The following is a 13344-nucleotide window of genomic DNA, read 5'->3' as shown; positions in this document are numbered from 1 at the left end:
CTCTACACCGCGGGTGGCTTCCGGCCGCCCGCGGTGTCAGGCTGTCCGCATGACCGACAAGGACGCTGGTAAGGACGGGGAGGACCCGACCGCGGACTTCCTCGCCGAGGTCAGGCCGGAGGAGACCCCGTGGCGGACCGAGCGTCCGCCGGGTGAGGAGGCGCCGGAACGCGCCGAACGCCCGGAGAAATGGGGCCGTGCCAAATCCGCCGGACGAGCCGCGGCGAAGGCGGCGCCCTACGTCCAGGCCGCTGCGCTGGCGACCTGGATCGTCTCGGGCACCCTCGACGACTCCGACGACACCGGTTTCGGCGACGTGGGCTCCTCCGGCGAAGCCTGACACCTTCGCGATTCGGCACCTGCTTGCGGTAGTCCGGATCGCGAACCATCGCAAGCAGGTGCCGAATTGCGGGGACTGGGTCAGAGCTTCGAGCGCATGGTCTTCATCCGCTCGATCTCGGCGGTCTGGCCGGTGATGACCTCCTGCGCCATCTCCTGCGCCTTGATCTCCACACCCTTCCCGAGCTGGGTTTCGGCCATGGTCAGCGCGCCCTGGTGATGCGCGATCATCAGGTCGAGGAACAGCTTTTCGAACGCCACCCCGTTCGCCGCGCGCAGATCCGCCAGCTGGGCCTCGGTCGCCATGCCCGGCATGAGCGCGTGATCGTGCCCGCCGCCGTGGTCGCCGTGGCCCGCGCCCGGCACCGGCTTGCCGCGGTCGGCCAGCCAGGTCTTCATCATCGCGATCTCGCCGTCCTGCGCGACCGAGATCCGGCCCGCGATGGCCCGGATCTGCTCGTTCGCCGTCTTGCCCGGCACCAGATCGGTCATCACCTTCGCCTGCTGATGGTGGGGGATCATCATCGTCATGTACTCGACGTCGGCCTCGTTGGGCTGATCGCGGTTCACCGGGCCGGGAACACCGGTGCGCGCCTGCTCGCCGGGCTTCCCGGGAACGATGACCGGTGCGCTCTGGGCCGGTGCGGCCGGGTTTTCGTCGCCACCGCAGCCCGAGACTACGAAAGCGGCAACGAGCAGCGCCGATGTCAAACTTTTTCTCATCCCGGGAGTTCCTCCGTTGGTCGGTATCTGCTGAGCCTAAATAAGGAATAAGGTGCGCGTAAAGCTGGGTGGAAGGAGAGCCATATCGTGCTGCAGCCTGGGCTGAAACGCCGCTTGACCAGGGGCTTCGTGTCGGCGGTCGCAGTCGCCGCCCTCGGGGCCTCCAGCGCGCTCGCCGCGCCGGCCGTCATCGCCGAACCGTCGGCGACCGCGATTCCGGGAGTGGACGAGATCGTCCACAGCCCGAACCTCCGGTCGATCGCGAACGTCCCGCAGCAGGGACCGTTCACCAAGGACTCGACCGGCACCGACATCGCGTTCACCAAGGGCCACGCGATCATCGGCACGTACGACGGCTTCAACGTCTACGACGTCCGCAACCCCTACCGCCCGAAGATCGTCAGCCAGGTCCTGTGCCCCGGCGGGCAGAACGACGTGTCGGTCTCCGGTGACCTGCTCTTCCTCTCGACCGACGCGTCGCGCAGCGACAACTCGTGCAACAGCGTCTCGAAGCCCGCGTCGGACAAGACGGCGTGGGAGGGCATCAAGATCTTCGACATCTCGAACCTCGCGGCGCCGAAGTACGTCGCGGCGGTCGAGACCGACTGCGGTTCGCACACCAACACCCTGGTGCCGGACAAGCGCGGCAAGGACGTCTACATCTACGTCTCGTCGTACGCGCCGGCGGCGAACCTGCCCGACTGCCAGCCGCCGCACGACAAGCTGTCGATCATCAAGGTCCCCGTGAAGGACCCGGCGAAGGCTTCGCTCGTCGCGACGCCGGTGATGTTCCCGGCCGCCGACGGCGGCGGCAACCCCGGCGGTCCCAACCCCGACGGCACCCGCCGGTCGGAGACCACCGGCTGCCACGACCTGACGGCGCTGCCGGAGAAGGATCTGATGGCCGGTGCCTGCATGGGTGACGGCGTCCTGATCGACATCTCCGACCGGCTCAAGCCGCGGGTCATCAACCGCGTGCAGGACAACGTGAACTTCGCGTTCTGGCACAGCGCCACCTTCAACAACGACGCCACCAAGGTCGTCTTCACCGACGAGCTCGGCGGCGGCGGGATGGCGACCTGCCTGGAGAAGTTCGGCCCCACTCGCGGCGCCAACGGCATCTACGAGATCACCGGCCGCGGGGACAACCGCAAGCTGGAGTTCATCAGCTACTACAAGATCCCGCGGTTGCAGTCCGAGACCGAGAACTGCGTGGCGCACAACGGTTCGCTGATCCCGGTGCCGGGCAAGGACATCATGGTCCAGTCCTGGTACCAGGGCGGCATTTCGGTGTGGGACTTCACCGACGCGAAGCGGCCGAAGGAGATCGCGTACTGGGAGCGGGGCCCGCTCTCGAACGAGAAGCTCGTCGGCGGTGGCACGTGGTCGGCGTACTGGTACAACGGCCACATCTTCTCGTCCGACATCGTGAAGGGTCTGGACGTCCTGGACCTCAACGACTGGCGGACCTCCCCGGCGAAGCTCGTCCGGCAGAACGAGTTCAACGCCCAGACGCAGTACAAGCTGCACCCGGGCTTCAACAAGTGACCCACTAGCGTGCAATGAAAGGTCCTTTCCTTGCAAAATTTGCAAGGAAAGGACCTTTCATTGCGTTCGAGGGGCGCTCAAACGAGCCAGGCGGCCGCATCCGGCGGCAGTTTCCCGTTCACCAGCGGAACGCTCGACAGCAGCACCTCACCGGGCGGCAGCGCGATCGGGCTCGCCGACGTGTTCAGCGCGCACACCAGCCCGCCGCCGCGCCGCCGGAACGCGAAACATCCCGCGGGCGCGCCGTACCACTCGAGATCGTCACCGCTGAAGGCCTTGTGCGACTTGCGGATCTCGATCGCCTGCCGGTACAGCGACAGCGTCGACGCCGGATCCTCCAGTTGCGCTTCCACCGTCACCGACGCCCACGACGCGGGCATCGGCAGCCACGTCCGCGGATTGCGCGAGAACCCGAACGGCGGCAGGTCGCCTTCCCACGGCAGCGGCACCCGTGACGCGTCGCGGCCGAACTCGGCGCCGGAGGTCTTGGCACGCGGATCCGCGAGCGCTTCCGGCGGGAGGTCGACGTTGCCGAGCCCCAGTTCCTCGCCGTTGTACAGGTAGACCACCCCGGGCAGCGCGAGTTCGACGAGCGCCATCGCCCGCGCGCGCCGCACCCCGCGTTCGCCGCCGCCGTAGCGGCTGACCTGCCGCCAGACGTCGTGGTTGCCCAACGTCCAGGTGGCGGGGGCCCCGGCCGACTTCGGCACCGCCAGGGACCGCTCGATGGCCGTCCGCAGCGCGTCCGCGTCGAAATGCGTGAGCACGAGCCGGAAGTCGAACGCCAGATGCAGTTCGTCGGGCCGCAGGTAACGCGCGAGGCGTTCCTCGTCGGTCACCCAGATCTCGCCGGCGGCCATCGTGCCCGGGTATTCGTCGAGCACCTTCCGGATCATCTGGTGGATCTCGTGGACGCGGTCGTTGTCGAACCTCGGGTCGTAGAACTCGCTCGGCCCGAGCGGGTTCACCCGCGGGTCCATGTCCGGCAGGCCCGGCGGTTTCGCCATGCCGTGCGCGACGTCGACGCGGAAGCCGTCCACCCCGTGGTCCAGCCAGAACCGCAGGGTCCGCTCCAGATCGGCGGCGACCTCGTGGTTGGCCCAGTTCAGGTCCGGCTGCTGCGGCGAGAACAGGTGCAGGTACCACTGGCCGTCCGGGACCCGCGTCCACGCCGGGCCGCCGAACGCGCTGACCCAGTTGTTCGGCGGCAGGTCGCCGCGCGGGCCCAGCCCGTCACGGAAGATGTAGCGATCCCGCTCGGGGCCGCCCGGCGGCGCCGCCATCGCCGATTTGAACCAGGCGTGGGTGTTGCTGGTGTGGTTGGGGACGACGTCGACGGTGACCTTGATGCCACGTTTGTGCGCCTCGGTCAGGAGGACGTCGAAGTCGCCGAGGGTGCCGAACATCGGGTCGACGTCGCGCGGGTCCGCGATGTCGTAGCCGTGGTCGGCCATGGGGGAGCGGTAGAACGGCGTCAGCCACAACGCGTCGACCCCGAGCAGCTCCAGGTACCCGAGCTTGCCGCGGATGCCTTCGAGGTCACCGACGCCGTCCCCGTCCGAATCGGCGAACGAGCGCACGTAGACCTGGTAGAAGACCGCCTGGTCCCACCAAGCCGCGCCCGTCGCCATCACACGAAGCTGTTCATCATGCTGTTGGCGGCCATTTCGAGATACGCCCACAGCTGCGAGCGGTAGGGCTCCTCGATGTTCTCCTCGTCGACCGCGATCTTGATGCAGCGCAACCAGGCGTCGCGTTCGATCGGGCCGATCTTGAACGGGGCGTGCCGCATCCGCAGCCGAGGGTGACCGCGCTTATCCGAGTAGGTGTGCGGGCCGCCCCAGTACTGCATGAGGAACAGCCGGAAACGCTCCTCGGCCGGGCCGAGGTCCTCCTCGGGGTACAGCGGGCGAAGCACCTCGTCGACGGCGACTTCGGCGTAGAACCGCGCGACGATCCGGGTGAAGACCGGTTCACCGCCGATCGCTTCGTACAAGGTGGTGGGGTCAGGTTCGGTCACGGACACAGCTCCATTCTGCCCTTGTCCTACTGCGGGGCGGGGCCGGTGGACATAAAGCGTCCCAGCGGCGGCTCGAAGCCGGCCTCGTCCAGCGCGGCGAGCAGATGCGCCCGCAACGCGCGCTGCACGGCCCACTGCTTGCCCGGGCGGACCTTCACCGTCATGCGGACCTTGATGCCTTCGGGCGTGACGGTCTCCACACCGAGCATCTCCGGCGGCTCCAGGACGCTCGGGGCCAGCCCCTCGCTCTCCAGCAGCGCCGTCGACTTCTGGGCCATCAGTTCGATGGCCTTCTCGACGTCGGCGGAGTAGCTGAGGGGGACATCGACGACGGCGACCGCGAAGCCCTGGCTCGAGTTGCCGACCCGGAGCACCTCGCCGTTGCGGACGTACCAGACGGTGCCGTTGATGTCACGCAGGGTGGTGATCCGGAGGCCCACGGCCTCGACGGTGCCGGACGCCTCGCCGACGTCGACGACGTCACCGACGCCGTATTGGTCCTCGATCATCATGAAGATGCCGGAGAGGAAGTCTTTGACGAGATTCTGCGCGCCGAAACCGAGCGCGACGCCGACGATGCCGGCGGAGGCGATGATCGGCGCCAGGTCGATGCCCAGTTCGCCGAGTACGAGGATGAACGCGAGGCCGTAGATCAGGAACGTGGCCATCGACTTGAGCACCGAGCCGATCGTGGCGGCGCGCTGACGACGTCGTTCCACCACAGCCGATCCCAGCACCTCGGGAGCCTTTTCCCGCAGCGGTCTCAACAGGGCGGGGAGCTTCTTGGAGCCGCTCGGCATCCGCGTCACGCGGTTGATCAGACGTCGCACCAGGTACCGCAGCAGGAACGCCACGGCGACGATCATCAGGATCTTGATCGGCTTCGTCAGCAGCCAGCCCGCCGACGCGGACAGCCACTCGTTTTTTGTGACCTGGAACACCTGGTAGCAGAAGGTTTCGACGTCTCGCGTGCAGGCCGGGGGTTCGGTGGGCAGCAGGTTCACTGAGAAGAAATGTCCTTTCGTGCTCGGCGAGGTTCGTTCGCGCTGCTCCGCGCGACGGGATTCGAAATACGTGCTTACAGGTGGCCGCCGGGTCGCGGGCATGTGACACGTCCACTAACACACGTGCGTTTTGGGGCTGATCTGTGGTCGACTATGCCTGCACCGGTGGAGGTGGTCGAGTGCCAGACCGACAACCCATCCCCCTCGGCGTCCCGAGCCAAGCCTTGGCCGGACAGGCGCCGGAGGTCGTGTTGCGCGCTCATCCGGGAGGTGCCCCCTCGCACGGGGCGCCACCGGGAGGGCCCGGAACGCGGCCAGGGGGTGTAGCCCGCCCGCCCGGACAGCGTAGAGGGCGGGACCCGTCGACTACGGCGGCACCCACGACGACATCGTGGGGCCGCAGACGGGTATTGCTGTTGAACGCCACTTTCGAGCCCCTGACGGCGCTGCCGTTGCGGCGCGCGGTGGTCCTCGTGATGTGCGGCAAGGCCGAGGTGGTGCACGGAGACCCGGGAGGGCACGAACTGCACGCCGCCACGGTCTCGCTGCCCGTGCCTTCGGTGATCCGGCTGAGCACCTACGTGCGCGTGCCCTACCGCGCACAGGTGCCGCTGACCCGGGCCGGGCTGATGCACCGCGACCGGTACCGCTGCGCCTACTGCGGAGGGCGGGCCGAGACGATCGACCATGTCGTCCCGCGCAGTCGCGGTGGCCCCCACAGCTGGACGAACTGCGTGGCCTGCTGCGCCAAGTGCAACCACCGGAAGGCGGACAAGCTGCTTTCCGAGATCGGCTGGCGGCTTCGCGTCGTGCCGAGGGCCCCGCACGGGCCGCACTGGCGGCTGCTCGCGCATTCGAAGGAGGCCGACCCGTTGTGGCGGCCGTACCTGGGAACCGCGGCCTGATCCGATCGGGAACACGTCGGCGCCCCGGCTGCCTTTCGGCGGCCGGGGCGAGCCGATGATGCCGTGATGAAGCTCGTTACGGAGTACGCCGTCCCCCGCTGACCGGTCGTGCCCGAACTCAGGCGGCGAGGGAGAAGTCGCTCTGGCAGGTGACGCGGGTTCCGCGCGTGACGCGCGTGCCACAGGTGACGCGGGTTCCGGCGGTCACGCGGGTGCCGCGAGTGACGCGCGTGCCACGGGTGACCCGGGTGCCGGCGGTGACACGAGTGCCTCGGGTGACGCGGGTTCCGCGAGTGACCCGGGTACCGGCGGTGACCCGCGTACCCCGAGTGACACGAGTACCGCGAGTAACCCGTGTGCCCGCCGTCACACGCGTGCCGGGGACGAATCCAATTTCGAAGAGTGACGAAACGTCGTCGATGATCGCCTGGCCGGGTGTCTGGGTGCTCTGCATGACATATCCTCCTGCGACCGGTGCGTTACCTGCTGGGGTGGGAGAGCTGGGCGCAAGGCCCGTACAGGTGAAAAAGCTACGAGGATTTCAAGGCTCCGACAAGATGACAGCGCCGGGTGCGGCCGCCCGTACGTTGAGTTGCAACCTTTCGGCCTTGAGGGCTTCGCCCCAACGTGGGAGCGCTTTCGCGGCAAGCGGCGGACGGCCCCCTCCGGACGGTGAGCGGTAGGTGCCGGGGCGCACACCCGTGCGAGCGGGTGCGGCCGCGCGCCATCGGATACGCTCACGCGCGTGAACCTTGTCGAGACGATCCTGGTCTTCGCGGTGATCCCCTTGGTCATCTACGCGCTTTGCGGGGTGGCCACGCTGCGGTCGAAGGGCGCGGGCGTCGCCCGGTACCGGCCGGGGCAGCCGTGGGATTACCCGGCCATGTGGTGGAGCGCCAACCCCGACGGGGTCGGCGCCAGGCATTCGCACGCGGGCGGCGCGACCGCCGTCGGTGCGGCGGACGGAGCTTCGGTGACGGGAGGCGCTCGTGGCAACTGGTGAACTGACCCATTCGTCCACCGCTGTTGACGAAGAGCCCGGTTACGGCGCCGCCGTTACTTCCAGCGGCCGGGTTTCCGCCGCCAAGATGTACGAACCGGCTGGGCCGATCAGCCCATTCACCACCCAGCAGCTTGCCCGGCTGGACGAGGCGCTGACGCTGGCCAGCCGCGAGACCGGCCTGGACTTCAGTGTGTACCTCGGCGACCTCGGCGAAGACACGCGCGTCACCGCCGAAGGCCTGCTGGCCTCGACCGACAATCCGGCCGACGCCGTGGTCGTCGCCGTGTCGCCCGGACAGCGCGCCATCGAGATCGTGACGGGCTCGCAGGCCCGGTTCCGCCTGCCCGACCGCGGCGCGAAGCTCGCCGTGGCCAGCATGGTGGCCTCCTTCAAGGAAGGCGACCTCATCGGCGGCCTCGTGAACGCACTTCGCATGCTGAGCGACCAGGCGGGCGCTCCGCAGCACTGACGCTCTTCAGGCGCTTTCGAGTGCTATGAAAGGTCCTTTCCTTGCAAAATTTGCAAGGAAAGGACCTTTCATAGCGTTACGGGACTAGACCCCGGCCTGCGAGTCGAACTCACGGGCGGCCAGCGCCCGCACGATCCCGGCCCGGCCTTCCGACACCAGACGGCGCAGTGCCGCCGGGTGCTCCCCGGTCAGCCACTCGTCCGACGCCTTGACGGCCGCCGGTTCGACGGCCCACGACGGGTACAGCCCGACCACGGTCGGCTGCGCCCGCTCGCTGGAGCGCCGCTGCCACACCTCGTCGATGACCTCGAAGTAGCGCGTCACGTAGTCGCCGAGCAGGTGCTTCTGGCCGGGGTGGGAGAAGCCGGTGATGAGCGAGTCGCTGACCGCGTTGGGCAGCTCGTCGTCGTACACCGCCCGCTGCCACGCGTCGGCCTTGGCCTCGGCGGTCGGCCGCAGCGCCCGCGAGCGCTCCGCCTGACGCCGTCCGGCGGCGGTGTCGTCCTTCGCGAGCTCCGTGTCGATCTCGGGGTTCTCCGCCTTGCCGTGCGCGACGAGCGCGTGCAGCAGCCGCCAGCGCAGGTCGGTGTCGACGGTCAGGCCGTCGAGGGGCGCCGTGCCGTCGAGCCAGCCCGCGATGATCGCCAGCGTCTTGTCGTCGAGCACGCATCCGGCGAGCGAGTTGACGAACGCGAGCTGGTGGTCCGAACCGGCCTCGGCGCCCTGCGCCAGCTCCAGCAGCCGCGAGCTGAACTCCGGCCAGCCCTTGTCCGCCGCCCACGCCGGGTTCGCGTACGAGTTCAGCGCCGTCTGCGCCTGCAGCAGCAGCCGCTGCACCACGCCGACCTCGGTCTCGGTGTGCACGCCGCGCTGCACCAGCGTGACGAAGTCGCGGGCCTTGAGCTCGGCCTCTCGCGTCATCTCCCACGCCGCCGACCAGCACAGCGTGCGGGGCAGCGGTTCGGTGATGTCGGCGATGCGGTCGATCAGCGTGGTCAGCGACGCCGGGTCGAGCCGCATCGTGCAGTAGGTCAGGTCGTCGTCGTTGACCAGCACGAGCTTGCCCGCCGGGAGACCGACCAGCGCCGGCACCTCGGTGCGCTCGCCGTCGACGTCGAGTTCGACGCGGTGCTTGCGGACGATCTTGCCGTTCTCGTCCTCGTCGTAGACGCCGACCGCGACCCGGTGCGTGCGCAGTTCACCGGCACCCGGCTTGGCACCGGTCTGGGTGACGGCGAACGAGGTGTACGCGCCGTCGGCGCCGACCTCGTAGCGCGGGCTCAGCGAGTTGAGACCGGTGGTCTCCAGCCACTGCGCGCTCCACCACGACAGGTTGCGGCCCGAGGCCTCTTCCAGCGCGCCCAGCAGATCCGCCAGGGTCGCGTTGCCCCAGGCGTGCTTGCCGAAGTAGACCTTGAGGCCTTCGAGGAAGTGGTCGAGACCGACGTAGGCGACGAGCTGCTTCAGGACGCTCGCGCCCTTGGCGTAGGTGATCCCGTCGAAGTTCACCTCGACCGCGTGCAGGTCGACGATGTCCGCGGCGATCGGATGCGTCGAGGGCAGCTGGTCCTGCCGGTACGCCCACGACTTCTCGATGTTCGCGAAGCTGGTCCAAGCGTTCTTGTACTCGGTGGCCTCGGCCTGGGCGAGCACACTCGCGAAGGTCGCGAACGACTCGTTCAGCCACAGATCGTCCCACCAGCGCATGGTGACCAGGTCGCCGAACCACATGTGCGCCATCTCGTGTAGCAGCGTCTCGGCGCGGCGCTCGTAGTAATAGCGCGTGACGCGGCTCCGGAAGACGTAGTCCTCCAGGAAGGTGACGGCGCCGGCGTTCTCCATCGCGCCCGCGTTGAACTCCGGCACGAACAGCTGGTCGTACTTGGAGAACGGGTACGGCGTGGCGAATTTGTCGTGGTAGAAGGCGAAACCCTGTTTGGTCTCGGTGAACAGCTTGTCCGCGTCCATATGCTCGGCGAGCGAGGCGCGGCAGTAGATGCCCAGCGGGATCGTGCGGTGGTCGTCGGAGAACTCGTCGCGCCACTCGCTGTACGGGCCGGCGATCAACGCGACCAGGTAGGTCGAGATCCGCTCGGACACCTTGAAAACAGTGCGGACGGCCCCTTCCGGGGTCTCCTCGGCCGACTCGATCAGCGCGTTCGAAATGACCTTCCAGTCCTTCGGCGCGACGACCGTGAGCCGGTAGACCGACTTGAGGTCGGGCTGGTCGAAGCAGGCGAACATGCGCTTCGCGTCCGCGGTCTCGAACTGCGTGTAGAGGTAGACGCCGTCGTCGACCGGGTCGACGAAGCGGTGCAGGCCCTCGCCGGTGTTCATGTACCGGCAGACCGCGTCCACGACGAGCTCGTTCGACCCGGCGAGCGCGGGCAGCTCGACGCCCTTGTCCTCGACGTACCCGCTGACGTCGAGTTCCGTCCCGTTGAGGACGGCCGACTCGATCCCCTCGGCGACGATGTCGACCCACGACGCTTCGCCGCTTCTGGCGCTCGCGAACTTGATCGTCGTCTTCGACGTGAAGGTCTTCTCACCGGGACCGCCGCGGCCGTCGGTCAGATCCAGCTCGATGTCGTAGGACTCGACGTCGAGCAGCTCCGCGCGCAGCTTGGCTTGGTCTCGGGTCAGGTTGGGGGCGGGCACTGGCACCTCTGGTCATCGGTATCGGTTTTGGTTTCCAACTACTGGCATCCAATCATGTCCAGGCCGGTGCTGACGACGGGAACAACGCCGATGGCCGCGATGTTGGCTCGCTGTGTAGCACTCTGTGCGTACCGGCCCACCCCAAGACGATGGCACTGGGAGAACTTGATGACCGCCCCGTCCGAGACGACCAAGGTCGACTTCTACTTCGATCCGATCTGCCCGTTCGCCTGGATCAGCTCGCGCTGGATCCTCGAGGTGGAGAAGCACCGCGACCTCGACCTGAGGTTCCGGATCATGAGCCTGTCCGAGCTGAACAGCGGCCGCGAGGACCTGCCTGAGCAGTACAAGGAGCTGTTGGACCGCGGCTGGGGCCCCGTCCGCGTCGCCACCGCGCTGGCGCAGAAGAACGGCGAAGAGGCCCTGCGCGACTTCTACACGGAGTTCGGCACGCGCCATCACAACCAGGGCGACAAGGACATCCCGAAGGTCATCAAGGAGACCCTTGAGGCCATCGGCGCCCCGGCCGAGCTGGCCGAGGCCGTGGAGTCGACCGAGTACGACGAAGCGCTGAAAAAGAGTCACTACGAAGGTATGAATCCAGTCGGAATGGACGTCGGCACCCCGACCATCCACATCGACGGCGTCGCCTTCTTCGGCCCGGTGCTCAGCTCGATCCCGCGTGGCGAGGACGCAGTCAAGGTGTTCGACGGCGCCCGCGCGCTGGCGAGCTACCCGGACTTCTTCGAGCTGAAGCGCACCCGGTCCGGTGAGCTGAACTTCGACTAAGGCGTCGCCAGTGCGGCCCTGGTGACATCGTCGGGGTAGGAGGACCTCGCGACGGCTTCGTCCGTCGTGAGGTCTCCCGCCGCGACCTGGTTCTTGAGCGCGACGAGTTCACGCAACCCGTCGCGGTGTTTCCCGATGAACGCGGTGTCGACAGGGTCGCCGTGCCCGGCCACGATGATCTTCGGCTCCAGCGCGAGGATCGCGTCCATCACGCCTGCCCATTCGGCCAGGAAACTGCCGTCGTTGAAGGAGAACGCGCTGAAGCCGGCTTCGGCGTTCTCGACGGCGTCGCCCGCGTAGATGACGCCCGCGTCGGGCACTTCCACGAACAGGTCGTGATCGGTGTGGGCCCGGCCGAGGAACCGCAGCACGACGGTGCGGCCGCCGAGGTCGATCTCCGTGGTGTCGGTGACCGATTTGTCCGGCACGGTGATCTCGGTACGTTCCAGCGCCTCCGCCATCTCAGGCCGGTTTTCGCCGAGGTAGTGCTGGATCCACTTGCGCCGCGCGCCCTCGCCGTAGGTGGTCAGCTCGGCCGAGCACCCTTCGTGTGCCCAGACGTCACACGGCAGGAACGCCGTCGTGCCGAAGGTGTGGTCGAAATGCGCGTGGGTGTAGACGACCGACCACGGCAGCGGCGTGATCTCCCGTACCGCCGCGGCCAGTTCGGCGCCTTGATCGACGTCACCGCGGACGTCGACGACCAGGCAGCGCTCACTGCCCACGACGAGGCCGACGGTCAGGTCCAGCTCCTCGTAACGGCGGGCGTACACGCCGTCCGCGAGTTCGAGCCAAGTCACGAATCCTCCAGAATTCCGTTGAGCAGCAAGGGAACCGTGCTGCTCATATCCAGCTTTGCGGCGAGTGTCACGTCGTTCGCGTGTCCGGCCGCGGCGAGCTCACGTCCTGAAGAACACTCTGTCAGTGCTTCGGCGATGTCGATCGATTTCGCCGCGATGGCCGCGACGCGGGCTTCGGCGGACAGGCGACCGTAGCCGTCCAGCGCGGCGACGATCGCTCCCGCGCCGAGCTGATCCTCGACGCAAGGCCGCACCGGTCGTGGCGGCGGCGTCGCAGAGCGTGGCGCCGTTGGGGGAGGGGAGCGCGAGGAGGGTGCCGGAAGGGATTTCCGTCACAGACGAAGGTCGCAAGGTCCAGCGTTCTTCACCCGCGAGGATGGCGCCTCGCGCTTTCGCGGCGTCCGCGCCGCGCTGATCGCGCCAGCGGACGGGCAGCACCCGGCCGCCGTTGCCGAGGACGAGATCCGTTGTGGTGCAGAAGGAAAGTACGTCGACGATGACGAGAACGGCGCAGTCCGCGCCCAGCGCGCCGACTCCCTCGGTTCCCCATTCGAGTCTGATGTCCACCCCCACAGCATGCTCGCCCGGGAACGTGATGGCAGACTCCGCGCTGTGCGTGTTTACCTTGGCTCTGACCATGCCGGTTTCGAACTGAAGAACCACCTCGTGGCCCACCTCAAGGAGCAGGGCCACGACGTCGAGGACGTCGGTCCCTTCGTCTACGACGCGGCCGACGACTACCCCGCGTTCTGCATCGAGGCGGCCCGCCGCGTCGTCGCGGACGAGGGCAGCCTCGGCATCGTGGTCGGTGGCTCCGGCAACGGCGAGCAGATCGCGGCCAACAAGGTCAAGGGCGCTCGCGCCGGCCTCGCGTGGAGCGTCGAAACCGCGAAGCTCACCCGCGAGCACAACCACGCCCAGCTGATCGGCGTCGGCGCGCGGATGCACACCACCGAAGAGGCCACGGAGATCGTCGAGGCGTTCCTCGCGACCCCGCCGAGCCCGGACGAGCGCCATGGCCGCCGCGTCCAGCAGATCCTGGACTACGAGAACACCGGCTGGCCGCCGCCGCTGCCCGAGCACTGA

Annotated in this window: 13 protein-coding genes and 1 pseudogene; 7 read left to right on the top strand and 7 right to left on the bottom strand. The window is 68.0% G+C overall.

What is annotated here, in order from left to right; all coding sequences use genetic code 11:
• Positions 1 to 49: 49 nt before the first annotated feature.
• On the top strand, positions 50 to 340 hold the full coding sequence (locus ACLJO0_RS35260; RefSeq protein ID WP_410583420.1) for a hypothetical protein: 291 nt from the start codon (positions 50 to 52) through the stop codon (positions 338 to 340).
• 80 nt (positions 341 to 420) lie between these two features.
• Here the strand turns inward: ACLJO0_RS35260 and ACLJO0_RS35255 are convergent, their stop codons facing one another.
• A complete protein-coding gene (locus ACLJO0_RS35255; protein ID WP_410583418.1) occupies positions 421 to 1062 on the bottom strand; it encodes a DUF305 domain-containing protein in 642 nt (213 codons plus the stop codon).
• An 87-nt stretch (positions 1063 to 1149) separates the two neighbouring features.
• Here ACLJO0_RS35255 and ACLJO0_RS35250 point away from each other — a divergent pair, with 87 nt between their 5' ends.
• Positions 1150 to 2610, top strand: a complete 1461-nt coding sequence (locus tag ACLJO0_RS35250; RefSeq protein WP_125793040.1) for an LVIVD repeat-containing protein — start codon at positions 1150 to 1152, stop codon at positions 2608 to 2610.
• A gap of 77 nt (positions 2611 to 2687) precedes the next feature.
• Here ACLJO0_RS35250 and ACLJO0_RS35245 read toward each other — a convergent pair whose 3' ends face one another.
• The 3 genes from ACLJO0_RS35245 to ACLJO0_RS35235 are packed head-to-tail and all read right to left on the bottom strand — an operon-like array spanning position 2688 to position 5634.
• On the bottom strand, positions 2688 to 4241 hold the full coding sequence (locus ACLJO0_RS35245; RefSeq protein WP_410583416.1) for a glycoside hydrolase family 13 protein: 1554 nt from the start codon (positions 4239 to 4241) through the stop codon (positions 2688 to 2690).
• A complete protein-coding gene (locus ACLJO0_RS35240; RefSeq protein WP_410583415.1) occupies positions 4241 to 4636 on the bottom strand; it encodes a globin in 396 nt (131 codons plus the stop codon). The genes ACLJO0_RS35245 and ACLJO0_RS35240 overlap by 1 nt, the downstream gene beginning before the upstream one ends.
• Before the next feature lie 20 nt (positions 4637 to 4656).
• Complete coding sequence (locus ACLJO0_RS35235; protein WP_410583413.1) at positions 4657 to 5634, bottom strand: mechanosensitive ion channel family protein; 978 nt, start codon at positions 5632 to 5634, stop codon at positions 4657 to 4659.
• 410 nt (positions 5635 to 6044) lie between these two features.
• On the opposite strand from ACLJO0_RS35235, the gene ACLJO0_RS35230 reads away from it, so the two are divergent.
• The 3 genes from ACLJO0_RS35230 to ACLJO0_RS35220 all read left to right on the top strand — a co-directional run bounded on the left by ACLJO0_RS35230 (position 6045) and on the right by ACLJO0_RS35220 (position 8011).
• Complete coding sequence (locus tag ACLJO0_RS35230; RefSeq protein ID WP_125793044.1) at positions 6045 to 6539, top strand: HNH endonuclease; 495 nt, start codon at positions 6045 to 6047, stop codon at positions 6537 to 6539.
• Between the two features lie 745 nt (positions 6540 to 7284).
• On the top strand, positions 7285 to 7542 hold the full coding sequence (locus ACLJO0_RS35225; protein ID WP_410583411.1) for a hypothetical protein: 258 nt from the start codon (positions 7285 to 7287) through the stop codon (positions 7540 to 7542).
• Positions 7529 to 8011: a DUF5130 family protein gene (locus ACLJO0_RS35220; RefSeq protein WP_125793045.1), complete on the top strand. Its 483-nt coding sequence runs from the start codon at positions 7529 to 7531 to the stop codon at positions 8009 to 8011. Before ACLJO0_RS35225 ends, ACLJO0_RS35220 begins: the two co-directional genes overlap by 14 nt.
• An 84-nt stretch (positions 8012 to 8095) precedes the next feature.
• Here the strand turns inward: ACLJO0_RS35220 and pepN are convergent, their stop codons facing one another.
• A complete protein-coding gene (gene pepN / locus ACLJO0_RS35215) occupies positions 8096 to 10669 on the bottom strand; it encodes an aminopeptidase N (protein WP_410583408.1) in 2574 nt (857 codons plus the stop codon).
• 168 nt (positions 10670 to 10837) lie between these two features.
• On the opposite strand from pepN, the gene ACLJO0_RS35210 reads away from it, so the two are divergent.
• A complete protein-coding gene (locus ACLJO0_RS35210) occupies positions 10838 to 11458 on the top strand; it encodes a disulfide bond formation protein DsbA (RefSeq protein WP_125793047.1) in 621 nt (206 codons plus the stop codon).
• On the opposite strand, the gene ACLJO0_RS35205 is transcribed toward ACLJO0_RS35210, so the two are convergent.
• Positions 11455 to 12258, bottom strand: coding sequence for an MBL fold metallo-hydrolase (locus ACLJO0_RS35205; RefSeq protein ID WP_410583406.1), 804 nt, complete (start codon positions 12256 to 12258; stop codon positions 11455 to 11457). The two genes, ACLJO0_RS35210 and ACLJO0_RS35205, sit on opposite strands and share 4 nt — an antisense overlap.
• Positions 12255 to 12951, bottom strand: a pseudogene (locus tag ACLJO0_RS35200) (2-phosphosulfolactate phosphatase). Before ACLJO0_RS35200 ends, ACLJO0_RS35205 begins: the two are co-directional and overlap by 4 nt.
• Here ACLJO0_RS35200 and ACLJO0_RS35195 point away from each other — a divergent pair.
• Complete coding sequence (locus tag ACLJO0_RS35195) at positions 12871 to 13344, top strand: ribose-5-phosphate isomerase (RefSeq protein ID WP_007034718.1); 474 nt, start codon at positions 12871 to 12873, stop codon at positions 13342 to 13344. The pseudogene ACLJO0_RS35200 and the gene ACLJO0_RS35195 overlap by 81 nt on opposite strands.

The sequence above is a fragment of the Amycolatopsis sp. lyj-108 genome (assembly GCF_046549005.1).
Classification (GTDB): Bacteria; Actinomycetota; Actinomycetes; order Mycobacteriales; family Pseudonocardiaceae; genus Amycolatopsis.
Note: the sequence above shows the minus strand (reverse complement) of the source record. Positions and strands in the feature narration are given on the sequence as shown.

Bases quoted from the DNA above. Each gene is read 5' to 3' on its own strand.
- ACLJO0_RS35260 (WP_410583420.1), top strand. From the start codon at position 50: ATGACCGACAAGGACGCTGGTAAGGACGGGGAGGACCCGACCGCGGAC.
- ACLJO0_RS35255 (WP_410583418.1), bottom strand. From the start codon at position 1,062: ATGAGAAAAAGTTTGACATCGGCGCTGCTCGTTGCCGCTTTCGTAGTC.
- ACLJO0_RS35245 (WP_410583416.1), bottom strand. From the start codon at position 4,241: ATGGCGACGGGCGCGGCTTGGTGGGACCAGGCGGTCTTCTACCAGGTC.
- ACLJO0_RS35210 (WP_125793047.1), top strand. From the start codon at position 10,838: ATGACCGCCCCGTCCGAGACGACCAAGGTCGACTTCTACTTCGATCCG.